Annotated in this window: 16 protein-coding genes; 8 read left to right on the top strand and 8 right to left on the bottom strand. The window is 54.1% G+C overall.

Annotated elements, in window-relative coordinates; all coding sequences use genetic code 11:
* Positions 1-71 precede the first annotated feature (71 nt).
* On the bottom strand, positions 72-614 hold the full coding sequence (locus tag OGV93_RS02790) for a YfaZ family outer membrane protein (RefSeq protein WP_016157029.1): 543 nt from the start codon (positions 612-614) through the stop codon (positions 72-74).
* Between the two features lie 318 nt (positions 615-932).
* On the opposite strand from OGV93_RS02790, the gene nudI reads away from it, so the two are divergent.
* The 8 genes from nudI (at position 933) to arnF (ending at position 9026) form a co-directional block, all read left to right on the top strand.
* Positions 933-1358 (top strand): nucleoside triphosphatase NudI, encoded by a 426-nt coding sequence (gene nudI, locus OGV93_RS02785; RefSeq protein WP_016153813.1) that lies wholly within the window; start codon positions 933-935, stop codon positions 1356-1358.
* 291 nt (positions 1359-1649) lie between these two features.
* Complete coding sequence (gene arnB / locus OGV93_RS02780) at positions 1650-2789, top strand: UDP-4-amino-4-deoxy-L-arabinose aminotransferase (RefSeq protein ID WP_109017491.1); 1140 nt, start codon at positions 1650-1652, stop codon at positions 2787-2789.
* A 2-nt stretch (positions 2790-2791) separates the two neighbouring features.
* Positions 2792-3775 (top strand): undecaprenyl-phosphate 4-deoxy-4-formamido-L-arabinose transferase, encoded by a 984-nt coding sequence (gene arnC / locus OGV93_RS02775; protein WP_049281478.1) that lies wholly within the window; start codon positions 2792-2794, stop codon positions 3773-3775.
* A complete protein-coding gene (gene arnA, locus OGV93_RS02770; RefSeq protein ID WP_287109346.1) occupies positions 3772-5754 on the top strand; it encodes a bifunctional UDP-4-amino-4-deoxy-L-arabinose formyltransferase/UDP-glucuronic acid oxidase ArnA in 1983 nt (660 codons plus the stop codon). The genes arnC and arnA overlap by 4 nt, the downstream gene beginning before the upstream one ends.
* A complete protein-coding gene (gene arnD, locus OGV93_RS02765) occupies positions 5751-6653 on the top strand; it encodes a 4-deoxy-4-formamido-L-arabinose-phosphoundecaprenol deformylase (RefSeq protein WP_287109345.1) in 903 nt (300 codons plus the stop codon). Before arnA ends, arnD begins: the two co-directional genes overlap by 4 nt.
* Entirely contained in the window at positions 6650-8308 is a 1659-nt protein-coding gene (arnT, locus tag OGV93_RS02760) for a lipid IV(A) 4-amino-4-deoxy-L-arabinosyltransferase (RefSeq protein WP_200083853.1), read from the top strand. Before arnD ends, arnT begins: the two co-directional genes overlap by 4 nt.
* On the top strand, positions 8305-8640 hold the full coding sequence (gene arnE / locus OGV93_RS02755) for a 4-amino-4-deoxy-L-arabinose-phosphoundecaprenol flippase subunit ArnE (protein ID WP_287109344.1): 336 nt from the start codon (positions 8305-8307) through the stop codon (positions 8638-8640). Before arnT ends, arnE begins: the two co-directional genes overlap by 4 nt.
* Complete coding sequence (arnF, locus tag OGV93_RS02750) at positions 8640-9026, top strand: 4-amino-4-deoxy-L-arabinose-phosphoundecaprenol flippase subunit ArnF (RefSeq protein ID WP_213238763.1); 387 nt, start codon at positions 8640-8642, stop codon at positions 9024-9026. The genes arnE and arnF overlap by 1 nt, the downstream gene beginning before the upstream one ends.
* A 2-nt stretch (positions 9027-9028) precedes the next feature.
* Here arnF and pmrD read toward each other — a convergent pair whose 3' ends face one another.
* The 7 genes from pmrD to menF form a co-directional block, all read right to left on the bottom strand.
* A complete protein-coding gene (pmrD, locus tag OGV93_RS02745; protein WP_103928404.1) occupies positions 9029-9292 on the bottom strand; it encodes a signal transduction protein PmrD in 264 nt (87 codons plus the stop codon).
* A gap of 95 nt (positions 9293-9387) precedes the next feature.
* Entirely contained in the window at positions 9388-10812 is a 1425-nt protein-coding gene (gene menE / locus OGV93_RS02740; protein ID WP_287109343.1) for an o-succinylbenzoate--CoA ligase, read from the bottom strand.
* On the bottom strand, positions 10809-11771 hold the full coding sequence (menC, locus tag OGV93_RS02735) for an o-succinylbenzoate synthase (RefSeq protein WP_046275931.1): 963 nt from the start codon (positions 11769-11771) through the stop codon (positions 10809-10811). The genes menE and menC overlap by 4 nt, the downstream gene beginning before the upstream one ends.
* Complete coding sequence (gene menB / locus OGV93_RS02730) at positions 11771-12628, bottom strand: 1,4-dihydroxy-2-naphthoyl-CoA synthase (RefSeq protein ID WP_287109342.1); 858 nt, start codon at positions 12626-12628, stop codon at positions 11771-11773. The genes menC and menB overlap by 1 nt, the downstream gene beginning before the upstream one ends.
* A 14-nt stretch (positions 12629-12642) precedes the next feature.
* The gene (gene menH, locus OGV93_RS02725) at positions 12643-13401 is read right to left on the bottom strand and encodes a 2-succinyl-6-hydroxy-2,4-cyclohexadiene-1-carboxylate synthase (RefSeq protein ID WP_287109341.1); all 759 of its coding nucleotides are present in this window, start codon (positions 13399-13401) and stop codon (positions 12643-12645) included.
* Entirely contained in the window at positions 13398-15068 is a 1671-nt protein-coding gene (gene menD / locus OGV93_RS02720; RefSeq protein ID WP_049042370.1) for a 2-succinyl-5-enolpyruvyl-6-hydroxy-3-cyclohexene-1-carboxylic-acid synthase, read from the bottom strand. The genes menH and menD overlap by 4 nt, the downstream gene beginning before the upstream one ends.
* 84 nt (positions 15069-15152) lie before the next feature.
* Positions 15153-16451, bottom strand: a complete 1299-nt coding sequence (gene menF / locus OGV93_RS02715; protein ID WP_287109340.1) for an isochorismate synthase MenF — start codon at positions 16449-16451, stop codon at positions 15153-15155.
* Between the last annotated feature and the right edge of the window lie 98 nt (positions 16452-16549).

Raw genomic sequence — 16549 nt, 5'->3', positions numbered from 1 at the left:
CCTGCTTTTATGATGAAAACACTATAACGCATGGAGGGGGGAAGGCGCGACTGAACGCCGCGCCGGAAAAATCAGAAACTCGCGTTAACCCCAACGTACGGGCCGTCAGCAATCGCGTTATCGCGGTTACCGTCTTTGCCTGCCAGGTTCAGGTAGCGATAACCGGCTTCAATGCTCAGCGGACGCATAATGGTCAGACGCGCACCTGCATTCGCTTCTTCATAGCTGTCGATACCGCTGGAAAGAGAATCGGGAGAGTAATAATACTCGCCAAACAGGCGGAGGCTGTCGCCAATCGGCCACTGCAAACCGCCACCGACCGCCGCCGCGTAACCCTCGTCACCATCATTCGGGTTAGTATAAATGCCTTTCCCACCGACCGTTGCCAGCAGCGGACCGAGAGGAATATTCAGACCCAGTCCCAGACCGGCCGCATCGCCGTCGTCATCGTTATGCATCCAGTTACCGCTGACGGCCAGACCGGTGGTCTCAGTACCCATACCGAAACTCAGGTTGGTGTAGTCTTCGCCAGCCTGGCCGCTGATGCTAATCGCGCTCGCCGACGCGGAAACAAACAGCATTCCGGCAAAACCCAACATTAAACTTTTTTTCATTTTCTATCCTTTCCAGCAAGAATCAAAACATAGCCCCAAAACCGGTGAATTGTACTGTTAGATCACGAGGAATCAATGCACTAAAAAAGCGATGCAATAACATATTGTAAGCAAATACTACTCACAAGATTTAGATAAGGTTAAATTCTTGTAGCAATTACGCCACTGATGGCAGCAGAACGCCATTTTCTACAAACATCCTGTTTTCCCTGCCAAAGCGGCGTTATTCGTCGATGAAGCGTTTTTTCTACCGCCAGCAAAAGGTAAGATGCGTGCACGATGGAATTTTCTATACCTCCCCCTACAAGGATTCGACTTATGCGCCAAAGAACAATTGTTTGCCCATTAATTCAAAACGATGGCTGTTATTTACTGTGCAAAATGGCTGACGACCGCGGTGTGTTCCCCGGTCAGTGGGCGCTTTCTGGCGGCGGCGTTGAACCGGGTGAACGTATTGAAGAAGCTTTGCGCCGTGAAGTAAGAGAAGAGCTGGGCGAACAACTGGTGTTATCAGATATTACGCCATGGACCTTCAGTGACGATGTTCGCACCAAAACGTACGCCGATGGCAGTCAGGAAGAGATTTATATGATTTATCTCATCTTCGATTGTGTGGCGGCTAATCGTGAAGTGAAGATTAACGAAGAATTCCAGGCATTCGCCTGGGTTAAAGCGGAAGATCTCGGCTCCTACGATTTAAATATCGCCACGCGTAAAACGTTAACCTTGAAAGGGTTACTGTAAATCATCATTTTAATAACGGCATATAATTAACATTCTTAATAGCGGCATTGCGCTCATCAGTCTGCAGATAACAGCAATGTCGTCCAAACTACTCAAGAACCTACATGATCTTTTTTTCATTAAGATAAATAAAAAACACGCTATTCCTCTCTCTTTCCCAAACCTTAAACTCTTAAGGATAAATTAACCTTCCGTCATTACTCTTTGAAGCCTGATGAAATAATTAACGACGCCTCTGTTTATCACTAAAAATAAAACGTCGGTGGCGTTAAATGGCTTGAAGGAATAATGATGTCTGACTTTTTGCCTTTCTCTCGCCCGGCAATGGGGGCTGAAGAACTTGCCGCTGTGAAGACGGTTCTGGACTCTGGATGGATAACCACCGGCCCGAAAAATCAACAGCTGGAAGAAGCCTTCTGCCAGCTCACGGGAAATCAACACGCCGTCGCCGTCTGCTCCGCTACGGCAGGAATGCACATCACGCTGATGGCGCTGGACATCGGTGCAGGCGATGAGGTCATTACACCGTCAATGACGTGGGTTTCTACTCTCAACATGATTGTCCTGCTGGGTGCGACGCCAGTCATGATCGACGTCGACCGCGATACGCTCATGGTCACACCGGAGCAAATTGAGGCCGCCATCACCCCGCGAACCAAAGCCATTATTCCGGTACATTACGCAGGCGCCCCCGCCGACCTGGACGCGATTTATGCCATTGGCGAACGCTATGGCATTCCGATTATAGAAGATGCGGCCCACGCCGTAGGGACGTTGTATAAAGGTCGTCATGTCGGCGCGCGCGGCACGGCAATATTCTCGTTTCACGCCATCAAAAATATTACCTGCGCCGAAGGCGGGTTGATCGTTACCGACGACAGCCAGCTTGCCCAACGGCTTCGCAGCCTGAAGTTTCACGGTCTGGGCGTTGATGCCTTTGATCGACAAACCTATGGCCGGGCGCCGCAGGCCGAAGTGCTTGCGCCAGGGTACAAGTACAACCTCACGGATATCAACGCCGCCATTGCGTTGGTACAACTAAATAAACTGGAACACCTGAACTCACGCCGGGCGCAAATTGCCTGCGAGTATCAACAGGCGCTGGCCGATACGCCATTTCAACCACTGAGTCTGCCCCAGTGGGCGCACGTTCACGCCTGGCACCTGTTCATCATTCGCGTTGACGAAGCCCGCTGCGGTCTGAGCAGAGATGCCTTAATGGAGGCGTTAAAGGCCAAAAATATCGGCACCGGTCTGCATTTTCGTGCGGCCCATACGCAAAAATATTACCGCGAACGCTTCACTACCCTTTCGCTCCCCAATACAGAATGGAATAGCGCGCGCATTTGCTCACTGCCGTTATTCCCCGACATGACCGCCGATGACACCCAGCGGGTAATTACGGCACTTCGCGAGATTGCAGGACAATAACCATGTTTGAAGCAGCACCGATCAAAAAAGTCTCGGTGGTCATTCCCGTTTTTAATGAACAGGAAAGCTTGCCAGAGTTAATCAGACGTACCAGCGCTGCCTGCGAAAAATTGGGCAAAGACTATGAAATTTTGCTAATTGATGACGGCAGCAGCGACCATTCCGCACAGCTGATGATGGACGCTTCCCAGGCACCGAACAGCCATATTGTTTCTATTTTATTAAATCGCAATTACGGGCAACACTCGGCGATTATGGCCGGTTTCAGTCATGTCACCGGCGACGTGATCATCACACTGGATGCCGATTTGCAAAACCCGCCGGAGGAGATCCCACGGCTGGTCGCCACCGCAGATGAAGGCTTCGATGTGGTCGGCACGGTACGTCAGAACCGTCAGGACAGCGTATTTCGTAAGACCGCATCGCGAATGATTAACCATCTGATTCAGCGCACCACCGGTAAAGCGATGGGCGACTACGGTTGCATGTTACGCGCTTATCGCCGCCACATCGTCGATGCCATGCTGCATTGCCAGGAGCGCAGTACCTTTATCCCGATTCTGGCCAACATTTTTGCCCGGCGCGCTACGGAAATCCCGGTACACCATGCAGAGCGAGAATTTGGTGACTCCAAATACAGCTTTATGCGTCTGATCAACCTGATGTATGACCTGGTGACCTGTCTGACCACAACGCCACTTCGTATGTTGAGCCTGTTGGGCAGCGTAATCGCCGCCACTGGCTTTACCTTGTCTATCCTGCTTGTGGTTCTGCGTCTGACGCTCGGTCCACAGTGGGCCGCGGAAGGGGTATTCATGCTGTTTGCCGTCCTGTTTACCTTTATCGGCGCACAGTTTATTGGCATGGGTTTACTCGGCGAATATATCGGTCGCATCTATAACGATGTCCGCGCCCGCCCCCGCTATTTTGTTCAACACGTTATCCGCCCACAAACCACGCAGCCAACCGAGGAAAACCGCGCATGAAAGCCATCGTATTTGCCTATCACGATATGGGATGTCAGGGTGTCCAGGCTTTGTTGGATGCCGGTTATGAAATCGCTGCCATTTTTACGCACACTGATAATCCGGGCGAAAAAGCATTTTTTGGATCGGTTTCCCGCCTTGCCGCCAGCGCCGGAATTCCGGTTTACGCCCCGGATGAGGTCAATCATCCCTTGTGGATTGAACGCATTAGCCAACTGGCGCCGGATGTTATCTTCTCGTTCTACTATCGTCATTTACTGAGTGATGAGATCCTCAGTCTTGCGCCTGCCGGGGCTTTTAATCTGCATGGTTCGTTGCTGCCGAAATACCGTGGTCGCGCGCCGCTGAACTGGGTATTGGTCAATGGCGAAACCGAAACCGGCGTCACGCTTCACCGCATGGTCAAACGCGCGGATGCTGGCGCCATTATTGCCCAGCAGCGCGTCGCTATTTCGCCAGATGACGTGGCGTTAACGCTGCACCATAAATTGTACCAGGCTGCGCGTCACCTGCTGGAACAGGCACTGCCCGCGATTAAAACCGGGGATTATGCAGAACGCCCCCAACAGGAAGCAGATGCTACCTGTTTTGGTCGCCGTACACCGGAAGATAGCTTCCTCGACTGGAACACACCTGCCGCGGAGTTGCATAACCAGGTCCGCGCCGTCAGCGATCCCTGGCCGGGCGCATATAGCTATGTCGGCACACAAAAGTTCACCGTCTGGTCATCGCGCGTTTGCGTAAATGACTCAGCGGCCCAACCGGGTACCGTCATCTCCGTTTCTCCTTTGCTGATCGCCTGTGGCGATGGCGCCCTGGAAATTATTACCGGACAAGCTGGCGATGGTATTGCAATGCAAGGGTCGCAACTGGCGCAGGTTCTGGGCCTGGTTCCAGGCTCCCGCCTGAACAGCCAGTCAGTTACCACCACTAAACATCGTACACGCGTGCTGATTCTTGGCGTCAATGGCTTCATTGGTAACCATCTGACCGAACGCCTGCTGCAAGAAGATCATTACGAAGTGTATGGGCTCGATATTGGCAGTGACGCCATTGGCCGTTTTCTGCAGCATCCGCGATTCCACTTCGTCGAAGGCGACATCAGCATTCACTCCGAATGGATTGAATACCATGTTAAAAAATGCGACGTCGTGCTGCCGCTGGTGGCGATCGCAACGCCAATCGAATATACCCGCAACCCGCTGCGCGTATTTGAGCTCGATTTTGAAGAGAACCTGAAAATCATTCGCTACTGCGTGAAATACCGTAAGCGCATCATTTTCCCATCAACGTCCGAAGTCTACGGCATGTGTACCGACAAAGTCTTCGATGAGGACAGCTCAAATCTGATCGTCGGTCCGGTCAATAAACCACGCTGGATCTACTCCGTTTCCAAGCAGTTGTTGGACCGCGTAATCTGGGCGTACGGCGAAAAAGAGGGATTGCGCTTCACCCTGTTCCGACCATTTAACTGGATGGGGCCGCGTCTGGACAGCCTTAACGCCGCGCGTATCGGCAGCTCACGCGCCATTACCCAACTGATCCTCAATCTAGTGGAAGGTTCACCGATTAAGCTGATTGAAGGCGGCAAGCAAAAACGCTGCTTTACCGACATTCGGGATGGTATCGAAGCCCTGTATCGCATTATTGAAAACGAAGGCGGACGCTGCGACGGTGAGATTATCAACATCGGTAATCCGCAGAACGAAGCGAGTATTCAGGAACTGGCAGAAATGCTGCTTACCTGCTTTGAAAAACATCCATTGCGTAACCACTTCCCGCCGTTTGCCGGTTTCCGTGACGTCGAAAGCAGCAGCTACTATGGTAAAGGTTATCAAGACGTTGAACATCGTAAGCCCAACATCCGCAATGCGAAACGCTGCCTGAACTGGGAGCCCACCATTGAGATGCAGGAAACGGTAGAAGAGACGCTGGACTTCTTCTTACGCAGTGTGAATATCACGGAACACACATCATGACCCAAGTCGGCTTGCGCATAGATGTCGATACTTTCAGGGGGACGCGCGAAGGCGTACCCCGCCTGCTGGAGACATTGAACCGACATAACGTGCGGGCAAGTTTTTTCTTTAGCGTTGGACCGGACAACATGGGACGCCATCTCTGGCGTCTTGTGAAACCACAATTTCTGTGGAAGATGCTGCGCTCAAACGCCGCATCACTTTACGGATGGGATATATTGCTGGCGGGAACCGCCTGGCCGGGAAAAGAGATCGGCCAGGCCAACGCGGCGATCATTGCGCAAACCGCCCTGCTTCATGAAACCGGTCTGCATGCCTGGGATCACCATGCCTGGCAGGCGCGAAGCGGAAACTGGAATGACAAACAGCTGATTGATGATATTTCACGAGGCATCACGGCCCTTGAAACTCTTATCGGACAACCCGTCACTTGTTCTGCCGTTGCCGGATGGCGTGCCGACGATCGCGTCGTCCACGCCAAAGAAACGTTCCATCTGCGTTATAACAGCGACTGTCGGGGAACGTCGTTATTCCGTCCGGTGCTGACGTCCGGGAAAACAGGTACGCCGCAAATTCCCGTCACGCTACCCACCTGGGATGAAGTGGTTGGTCAGGAAGTCCAGGCGGTGGACTTCAACGCTTACATTCTCTCCCACATCCAGATGAGCAGAGGAACACCGGTGTATACCATTCATGCGGAAGTTGAAGGCATCGCCTTTCAGCAGAATTTTGACGAGCTGCTTACTCGCGCCGCAGACATGGGGATAACATTTTGCCCGCTCGGCGACCTGTTACCGGACGATGTTAGTTCGCTGCCAACAGGGCAGATCGTGCGTGGCAAAATATCCGGCAGAGAGGGATGGGTCGGCCGCCAACAACCAGTGAGTGTGACAAGATGAAACATACTGTCCGCTACACCCTGGCATTTATCGCTTTTATTGCGCTGTATTTTATTCTCCCCATCAACAGTCGCCTGCTGTGGCAACCTGATGAAACGCGCTATGCCGAAATCAGTCGGGAAATGCTGACCTCTGGCGACGGGATCGTTCCGCACTTTTTAGGGCTGCGGTATTTTGAAAAACCGATTGCCGGATACTGGTTAAACAGCATCGGGCAATGGCTGTTTGGCGCCAATAATTTCGGCGTCAGAGCAGGAGCCATCTTTGCCACTTTGCTGACGGCGCTAATGGTTGCCTGGCTTGCCATGCGGTTGTGGCGGGATAAGCGCACCGCCGTACTCTCTTCGGTTATCTTTTTAACGTTTTTTTCGGTTTACAGCATCGGCACCTACGCGGTACTTGATCCCATCATTGCGCTCTGGCTAATGGCGGGCATGTGCTGCTTTTGGGAAGGGATGCAAGCCACCAGCAGAACGCGCAAAATTACCGCCTTTCTGCTGTTAGGGTTAACCTGCGGCATGGGCGTGATGACCAAGGGTTTCCTGGCACTCGCCGTTCCTGTACTCAGCGTACTGCCGTGGGTTTTCGTACAAAAGCGCTGGAAAGATCTCATTATCTACGGTCTGCTGGCAGTAGTCGGTTGCATCGTGACTGTGCTGCCTTGGGGAATAGCGATTGCCCGGCGTGAGCCGGATTTCTGGCATTACTTCTTCTGGGTCGAACATATTCAACGCTTCGCGCAAGAGGATGCCCAACATAAGGCCCCCGTCTGGTACTACATTCCGGTCTTGGTGGCTGGCGCATTACCGTGGCTCGGGCTGCTCCCCGGCGCGCTGCGTACGGGCTGGCGTGAACGGGATGTTCCGCGCAGCGCACTGTACCTGTTAAGCTGGATTATCATGCCAATCCTGTTTTTCAGCATCGCGAAAGGAAAACTGCCGACCTATATTCTTTCCTGCTTCGCGCCGCTGGCAATATTGACGGCGCGTTTCGGCCTGCAGGCCGCGGAAAAAGGCGCAACCGCGCTGCGCGTGAATGGCTGGATCAACGTTCTGTTCGGTGTAACCGGCATTGTCGCCACGTTTATTGTTTCTACACTGGGTCCATTAAAGACGCCGGTCTGGTCGCATATCGAAACGTATAAGGTGTTTTGTGCGTGGGGCATTTTTATCATCTGGACACTCTTTGGCTGGTATACGCTAAATAACCGCGAGAAGAACTGGACGTTCGCTGCGCTGTGTCCATTAGGCCTGGCACTGTTGTTTGGCTTCTCCATTCCTGACCGGGTGATGGAATCTAAACAGCCACAATTTTTTGTCGAGATGACCAAAGAGTCGCTGGAGTCGAGCCGTTATATTCTCACCGACAGCGTTGGCGTCGCCGCGGGGCTGGCCTGGAGCCTGAAGCGTGACGACATCATAATGTACGGACAAACGGGCGAGTTAAAATATGGCCTTAACTACCCGGATGCCCAGGGGCGTTTTGTCGGTCGGGGGAACTTTGCCGAGTGGTTAGCGCAACATCGTCAGCAAGGAAACATTACGCTCGTGCTTTCAGTCGATAAGGATGAAGATATTAATCGACTTGCTATCCCTCCCGCTGACTATATCGATAATCAGGGGCGTCTGGTCCTGATTCAGTATCGGCCGAAATGATCTGGATAGCCTTAGTTCTCGCCAGCCTGCTCAGCGTCTGCGGTCAGTTATGTCAGAAGCAGGCGTCGCGACCCGTTCCCGTTCGAGCGCGAAAACGCCACATTACGCTATGGATTGTGCTTGCTCTGGCAAGTCTCGGTCTGGCCATGCTGCTATGGCTGGTGGTGCTGCAGAACATTCCGGTCGGCATCGCCTACCCCATGCTGAGTCTTAATTTTGTATGGGTGACTCTGGCTGCCTGGAAAATCTGGCGCGAACCCGTCACCCCGCGCCACTGGCTGGGAGTGGGGTTAATCATCACTGGCATCTTTATTCTTGGGAGCGCGGTGTAATGGGCATCTTTTGGGGATTATGCAGCGTTATTATCACTTCAGCCGCCCAGTTGAGTCTTGGCTTTGCGATGGATAATCTGCCGCCAATGCTGCAGCCGCAGCAATTCATTTCCGCCGTATTCTCTCTTAGCGTCGGCGCGTTTGCTCTGTATGCCGGACTGGCAGGGTATTTACTGTCGGTGATTTGCTGGCATAAAGCGCTGCACCAGCTCGCACTGAGCAAAGCGTATGCCCTGCTCAGCCTGAGCTATGTACTGGTGTGGGTTGCATCAATGATCCTGCCCGGCTGGCAGGGAATATTGTCAGCGAAAGCGCTCGCCGGAGTGCTGTGCATCATGGCAGGGCTACTGACGATTTTTTTACCTTCACACCAGCGCCAACCCTGAGATTATTTATCTTCAGACAGTCGTAACAGGCGTTCCCATTCGTCGCACATGTACTGTCTGGCATCAATTATTTTGATTAACCGTGAGGTATCGCGATTAATGCAATACAGTGCATCTTTCAGCGGTGAAAGGAGGTCTCCGGGCTTAACCCACTCGGAAGATTGAGCCTCAGCCAGCATCTTTAGCGAACCGCCGCCATCACAAAGTACGATATAGAGCCTGCCTGCTTTTTTGTGACAGCAAGACTTCTTCACATGCCATTCCATAGCGCACCTTTTGTTAAAAGATTTCACAACAGGTTACACTTAAGCAGATAAACAAAATGACAATAGCGACGCAATGGCGAAAGTGAGAAATGTAATTACTGTTTGCTTAATTTTAACAATGAAGCACTTACCCAATCTGACAGCGCACGACGAGAGATTTTAATCCCTCCGGATTTTAGTTCGGGTGGCAATGTCAGCCAGCATACCGGTTGCTGAAAGCGGGCCAGCTTATCTTTCACCCACTCAGCCAGATTGGTGTCATCCGCATTGGTGTCATACTCAACGACCGCCACCGGGCGATGACCAAACTCTTTGTCTTCTATCGGCACAATGAAAGCTTGCAGAACATGCGGATGCGCAGCAATCACGCGTTCCACCTCTTCCGGCTGTATGCCTTCCCCGCCGCTAAAGAACAGATTGTCCATCCGACCGACAATGGTTAACTTGCCGTCCTTCAACACCCCGCGATCGCGGGTGGCAAACCAGCCTTCCGCATTTACTAAAGGAATCAGCTGCCCGTTACGCCAGTAACCTTGTGCCATGCTGGCGGCACGCAGCCAGACTTCACCATCAACGATTCTGACTTCTCTGCCTGCCAGGGGCGACCCCACATCCGCCAGGCCATCCGCCTCTTTCGCACAGACCGTAGAAGCAAACTCCGTTAAACCGTAACCGCACCAGCAGCGAATCCTTTGCTCGCGCGCCTGTTCCGTCAATTCAACAGGAATTGCCGCGCCCCCCAGGAGCACTGCTTTGAGCGTTACCGCCGTTTTGTTGACCAGCAGGCGCCACAGCTGCGTGGGCACCAGCGAAGCATGGGTGCATCCAGCCAACATTTGCTCCAATGGTTGCTTGTCGCGCACGGTCATTCGTGCCCCGGCAAACAACCAACGCCACAAAATACCCTGGCCGGAAACATGAAACAGCGGCAGCGAGAGCAGCCAGTCATCTTCAGCGTCAAACGGCATTAATGACAACACCCCCTGCGCGCTTGCCAGATGAGCCTGACAGGTATGCACCGCTGCCTTTGGCAATCCGGTAGAACCTGAGGTTAACGTCATCGTACTTAAACGCTGGGGTAACCACGCGGCGGCATGCTTGCCTGGCACTGCCTGCATCTGCAACGAATGGAGTCCCGTGAGAACATTAGCTGCCTCAAGATCCAGCGCAAAACGCAGCGTTAAGCCCGGGACCAGCGCGTCAAGCAGCGATTGAGGCAGCTGTGGGTTAACAGGTAAAACCCGCGCCCCACATTGCAGCAATGCCAGCCAGGCCAGCAAAGCACGTGGATGATTCCAGGCGCGAAGCAGGACGCCATCGCCCTCTTCCACGCCCTGAGCGGCAAAACCGCTGGCCAGATGGTCAACGCGCGTGCAGAGCTCGCTCCAGCTTAATACTTCATCGTTGAGGCGTAGAGCAGGCACCTCTGCACGAACCTGTCGCCAGTGACGCCACGGCCAGTCATCGGGTTGTACCAGGCCCGATATGCTTACGCTATCGGGCATTTCCCGCTGGGTCATAGCAGGCGTTCCAGCGCATCAACATCGATACACGGCAATGCGCTACCCGGCCAGGTGCGTACCTGCTGGCACTGCATCAGGCTCAGGGTATCCAGCCCCGGAATGGTCTGCGGCGTCAGCCAGGCGGCAATTCGCGCCAGTTGGGTTAAGCCCAGGCTCGACTCGATCGACGAACTAATAACAGCGGTGAGACCAAGTGCATGCGCCGCTGCCACCTGTTCGCGCACTTTATCGAGACTGCCCGTCAGCGTAGGTTTGATAACCACTGCCTTGACGCCCTCTTCGGCTTCGAAGAGGAAATCCGCTTCACGCAGGCTTTCATCCCAGGCAATGGCAATGCCGGTTTCACGCGCAAAAGCACGAGAGTCATCGCGGGTTTTGCATGGCTCTTCGAGAAAAGCGATGCGCCCGCGGTACTCTGGATTAACGTACTTCGCGAACTGCTGGGCTTTCAACGGCGTCCAGGCTCGGTTGGCGTCAAGTCGTAAATGCAGCTCCGGGATAGCCTCAAGCAGCAGGTTGGCGACCATACCGTCGCGAACCGCTTCATACAGTCCGACCTTGATCTTCGCTACTTTTTCACCCGGCATGTCCGCCAGTTGCAGTACCAGATCATCAGGATCGCCCGTACACAGCGGCGCTGCACGGTAGTCTGCGTCTTCTGGCAATACGCCAGCCAGTTCGGCCAGCGCACAGCTTGCGCCAAAGGCGACCGAAGGCAGCTGCGGTAAGGAAGAATCCCCCTGTAGCCAGCCGTTGACCCAGGCCAGCAGCTCGGTTTGCGCCTCTTCCCAGCTCTCCTGACTGAAGCCCGGCAGCGGGGAGATCTCTCCCCACCCTTCGCGCTCGCCGTCACAAAGGCGAACGTACAGCCCGTCACGCGTTTTTAACCGCCTGTCGCGCAGAATCACCCCCGCGTCCATGGGGATCTGCCAGCGGTATACCTGCGCGCTACGCATTACGGATTCCGTTTAAATTTGCTGAAATCCGGCTGACGTTTCTGGTTAAAGGCGTTACGGCCTTCCTGACCTTCTTCCGTCATGTAGAACAGCATGGTGGCGTTACCCGCCAGCTCTTGCAGACCAGCCTGACCATCGCAGTCGGCGTTCAGTGCAGCTTTCAGGCAGCGCAACGCCATCGGGCTGTTTTGCAGCATTTCACGACACCAGCGTACGGTCTCTTTTTCCAGATCGGCCAGCGGAACCACGGTGTTTACCAGGCCCATATCCAGCGCTTGCTTCGCATCGTACTGACGGCACAGGAACCAGATTTCACGCGCTTTTTTCTGACCGACAATACGCGCCATGTAAGAGGCACCCCAGCCGCCATCGAAGGAACCAACTTTCGGACCGGTCTGGCCGAAGATGGCGTTTTCAGCCGCAATGGTCAGGTCACACATCATGTGCAGCACATGGCCGCCGCCGATGGAAAAGCCTGCAACCATCGCCACTACCGGCTTCGGACAGGTACGAATCTGGCGCTGGAAGTCCAGTACGTTCAGGTGATGCACACCGGAATCATCCTGGTATCCGCCGTAGTCACCGCGCACTTTCTGATCGCCACCTGCGCAGAACGCTTTGTCGCCAGCACCGGTCAGAATAATCACGCCAATGTTGTCATCATAGCGAGCATCCGCCAGCGCCTGGATCATCTCTTTCACGGTGACCGGACGGAAGGCATTGCGTACCTTCGGACGATTAATGGTGATCTTTGCGATACCGTCGGTGGATTTCTCGTAGAGAATGTCGGTGTAGCCTTCAGAGCAATCGTGCCATTCTACCGGTGCGTAAAGCATTGTTTCATCAGGATAGATCATAAAATGTCCTATAGTCAGCGATGCAGAATCTGAGCCAGACAGTCCACCACGCCAGCGGGATTGTCCCGATGCGCGTTGTGTCCGGCATTACGAATCACATGGCTTGGTACGGATATTTCCGCCGCCAGAGCGCGGAATTTATCGTCACGTTCACCACATAAATAATAAAACGGAAATGTGCGCGCAGTGAGTTGCGCACGTAAATCAGGTTGTACGGCTAGCGAGGTGGCCTCCAGCATCGCTGCCAGCGTATGCCCGTTATTCTGGCTACGCAGTGCGACCAGCGCTTCTCTTTGCGCCGCATTCAGCGAGGAAAACACTGGCTGTTGATACCAGTCAATAAACACCTCGCACAACGGCTCAGCGCGAAAACGCGCAGCCCAGCGACCATCAGAGAGGCGACGCTGAACGCGCGCCTCCTCACTTTGCAAGCCTGGATGTCCACCTTCAACCACCAGACCGCACAGTCCTGGCATCTCCTGACAAGCCGCCATCATCGCGACTCTGCCGCCAAGAGAGTAACCTACCAACCAGCATTTAAGTATGTTGTAACTAAGCAACGTGTTACGCAGCAAAGCGCTTACGTCGTCGAATCCGCTCACGCTGATGTCAGCGGAGCCACCATGTCCCGGCAGGTCGATATACAGCCGCGAATAATTCTTAAACGCTTCGCCAACCGTCTGCCATTCCCGACAATCACCGGAAAAACCGTGCAGGAAAACCAGCCAGGGAAATCCCGTCTGGCCCACTTTCGCCTGCCCGTGCAGGATCATAGATGGCTTACCTGCGCCAGCAGTTGCTGCAGGGTTTGCGCCCCATCAGTTTCGTTTACCACCAGCTCAATCACCGTTGCCGCTGGAGTACGCCAGGCGTTAGTCAACGCGCTCTCCAGTTGCTCCCAGTTTTCCGGGCGCTGGTATTTAAGGTTAAACATGGCGGCAGCATGCTCAAAATGCACGTTCTGCGGCATCAGGTAGAACCGTTCGCGTTCGCTTGCTGGCGTCGGCAACAGGGAAAAAATTTGCCCGCCGTTATTATTGACCACTATCAGGACAAACGGCGCGGAAACCTGGCGCAATAACGCCAGCGCATTGAGGTCATACAGCGCAGATAAATCGCCGACGATAGCCAGCGTCGATTTCGCGCTGGCGCGCTGTACGCCTGCTGCCGTTGACAGCAGGCCGTCAATGCCGCTCGCGCCACGGTTGCTATAGACCGGGTAACCCGCCGGAAGCTGCGACAGCGCATCAATCAGGCGCACCACCAGGCTGTTGCCTACGAACAGTTGCCCCTGCTCCGGCAAGTATTCGCGGATACGGTGGGCTAATTGCGCTTCACCAAACGCGTCGCGACGGGCTTCTACCGCCTGCCAGGCCAGTTGTGCCAGGCGTGGGATCTCCACGCACCAGGGCTGACGTTTCTCCGCCGGATGCAGCTCCAGCCAGTCGCCAACCGTCGCTACCAGTCTGCGCCCACGATGGTGAGCCGGATCGAGGCGGCCTTCGATATTATCGACAATCCAGTATTCCTGCGGATCACAGCTGGCCTGCCATTGCAGGAGCCGTTTTCCGGTCAGGCTACTGCCAAGCTGCACCACAATCTGCGCCTGCTGTAATTCAGTGACCGCTTTCGCATTTCCCAGCCACAGGTCGGCGCACGGCAAAGGTTGTCCGGTTTGTGACAGAACATCGCCAATCAGCGGCCAGCCTAGCATCTGCGCCCACTGCGCAACCTTTTTGCCCTCTTCCGCGCTCATGCGGCCTGCAACAACAACGCCGCGTTTTTGTCGCCAGAAAAACCAGTCACGCTGTTTGTCGCTTTCCAGCCGACGCGCTTCACGCAGCCAGGGTTTATCATCCTGCCACCAGTCGCCAAGGCGCTGCTGCCAGTCAATCCCCGTTTCGTCCATGTCGCCATACAGCGGTTCTGCAAATGGGCAATTGATATGAACCGCCCCGCTATGCAGCGCAGCTAAGGCGTTATCAATGGTGGATACCAGCCAACTAGCCGGAATGTTCTGGGTCGGGCGCGGTAAAGAGAGCGTTTGCGATGGATGCGAGGCAAACATTCCGGCCTGACGAATCGCCTGGTTAGCGCCGCAGTCGATAAGCTCAGGAGGTCTGTCAGCCGTGAGTAGAATCAGCTTTTCACCGGTCAGGCCCGCTTCAATCAACGCGGGATACAAATTTGCCACCGCCGTACCGGACGTCACAATCACAGCGACAGGCTGCCGGCTCACTTTTGCCAGACCTAAGGCCAGATGCCCAAGGCCACGCTCATCAAAATGAGTATGGTGAATAAAAGCGGGGTTTTCCGCAGCCGCCAGAGTCAACGGTGTAGAACGAGAGCCAGGGGCAATGCAGACATGCCTGACGCCGTGGCGAGTGAGTGCTTCCAGAATGACCGCCGCCCAGCGTCGGTTAAATGCGCTTACTGACATGAGATTGTCCGGTATCAATATTGCGACACAGTATAAAGAATCGAATAAATGGATTTTTGATATGAGTCGGTAATATACAACTCATTACCCTTCCATCTGTAATAAAGTGCGCAGTCCTGCCGCTTTATTGTCTATTTCTTGCCATTCCTGTTCAGGATCTGAACCACGCACGATCCCTGCCCCGGCATACAGGCGTATCACATTTTCACTAATTTTCGCCGACCGTAATGACACGCAAAACTCGCTTTGGCGCAGAGAAAGGTAACCTGCGGAACCGGCATACCACTCGCGTTCAAACGGTTCATTATGTTGGATAAATTCACGCGCCAGCTCACGCGGAATACCTGCGACTGCCGCCGTGGGCTGGAGTTGCATCAGACAAAGCGTATCATCAGCCTGATTCAGTTCCGTCCAGATACAGCGGCGCAGGTGCTGCACTTTGCGCAGTCTGAGCACCTGCGGCGGCAGCACATCAAGAGTTTGCGTACAGCCTTGCAGACGCTGGCAAATATCTTCGACCACCAGCATATTCTCGCGCTGGTTTTTATCATCTTTCATTAGCCATTCCCCCAACTGCCAGGCCCGATGATCCTCAGGGTGGTTGGCAACGGTTCCCGCCAGCGCCTCGGTGCGCAGCGCCGTGTCACGCCGCCGATACAGCCGTTCAGGGGAAGAACCAAGAAACGCACACTTTGCGGAGAACGCCATAAAGAAATGGTAGCAGTTCAGGTTTAGACGACGACTGGAAGCCATCACGGCCGCGGCGTTAACCGACTGAGAAAACTGTAAATCGGTCGCCCGCGCCAGCACGACCTTATCGAGCTGTTCCCTATTGATCGTTTGCGTGGCGAGCTTTATCAGATCTGTCCAGCCAGTTTTATCCGGCCAGTTCTGTTCTCCCGTCAAACGCAGACGCAATGCGGGCAGCGGCTTTACGTTAGCGAGCGATGAGATAAACGCCACCGCCTGCGCGGCGTCTTCACGCAGCGACACGTCGCTAAAAAGATGTAAGCGTAAACTCACCACCCCCGCGCAACGTCGCCACTCCAGCCGTGGCAATAACAAATGGCCGCGCTGAGGCTCAAAGGCATTCAGGCCCCAGATACGCAGGTCAGGATTATCATTATGCTGATGTAAAAAATGCTGGGCTAATTCGAGCGAGGAAAATGTAGCAACAGCGCCCAGTACGGCGGCTTCTTCATCGCCATTACGCTGTTGCCAGTAAAACTGGGGCCAGACAGGTTGACTGGCCAGCCATCCTAAAGCGTCAAACGCATCATTCAGTGGGAAAGGGATATCGTAAATACGAATTCCAGGTGCTGCTGGTATCTCTTGCGACAAATGACGCATCAGACTTTCCAGCGCAGTAATGATTGAATGCACGCGGACCTCTCCCTGTTAAAAACCTCACATTATACGGGGTACTGAGCAGAAAAAGCAGTACCCCCAGTTAGGGAGTACGTACAAATGCGCTGACGGAA

Origin of the sequence: Citrobacter sp. Cb031 (assembly GCF_030336725.1) — a bacterium.
Classification (GTDB): domain Bacteria; phylum Pseudomonadota; class Gammaproteobacteria; order Enterobacterales; family Enterobacteriaceae; genus Citrobacter; species Citrobacter braakii.
Note: the sequence above shows the minus strand (reverse complement) of the source record. Positions and strands in the feature narration are given on the sequence as shown.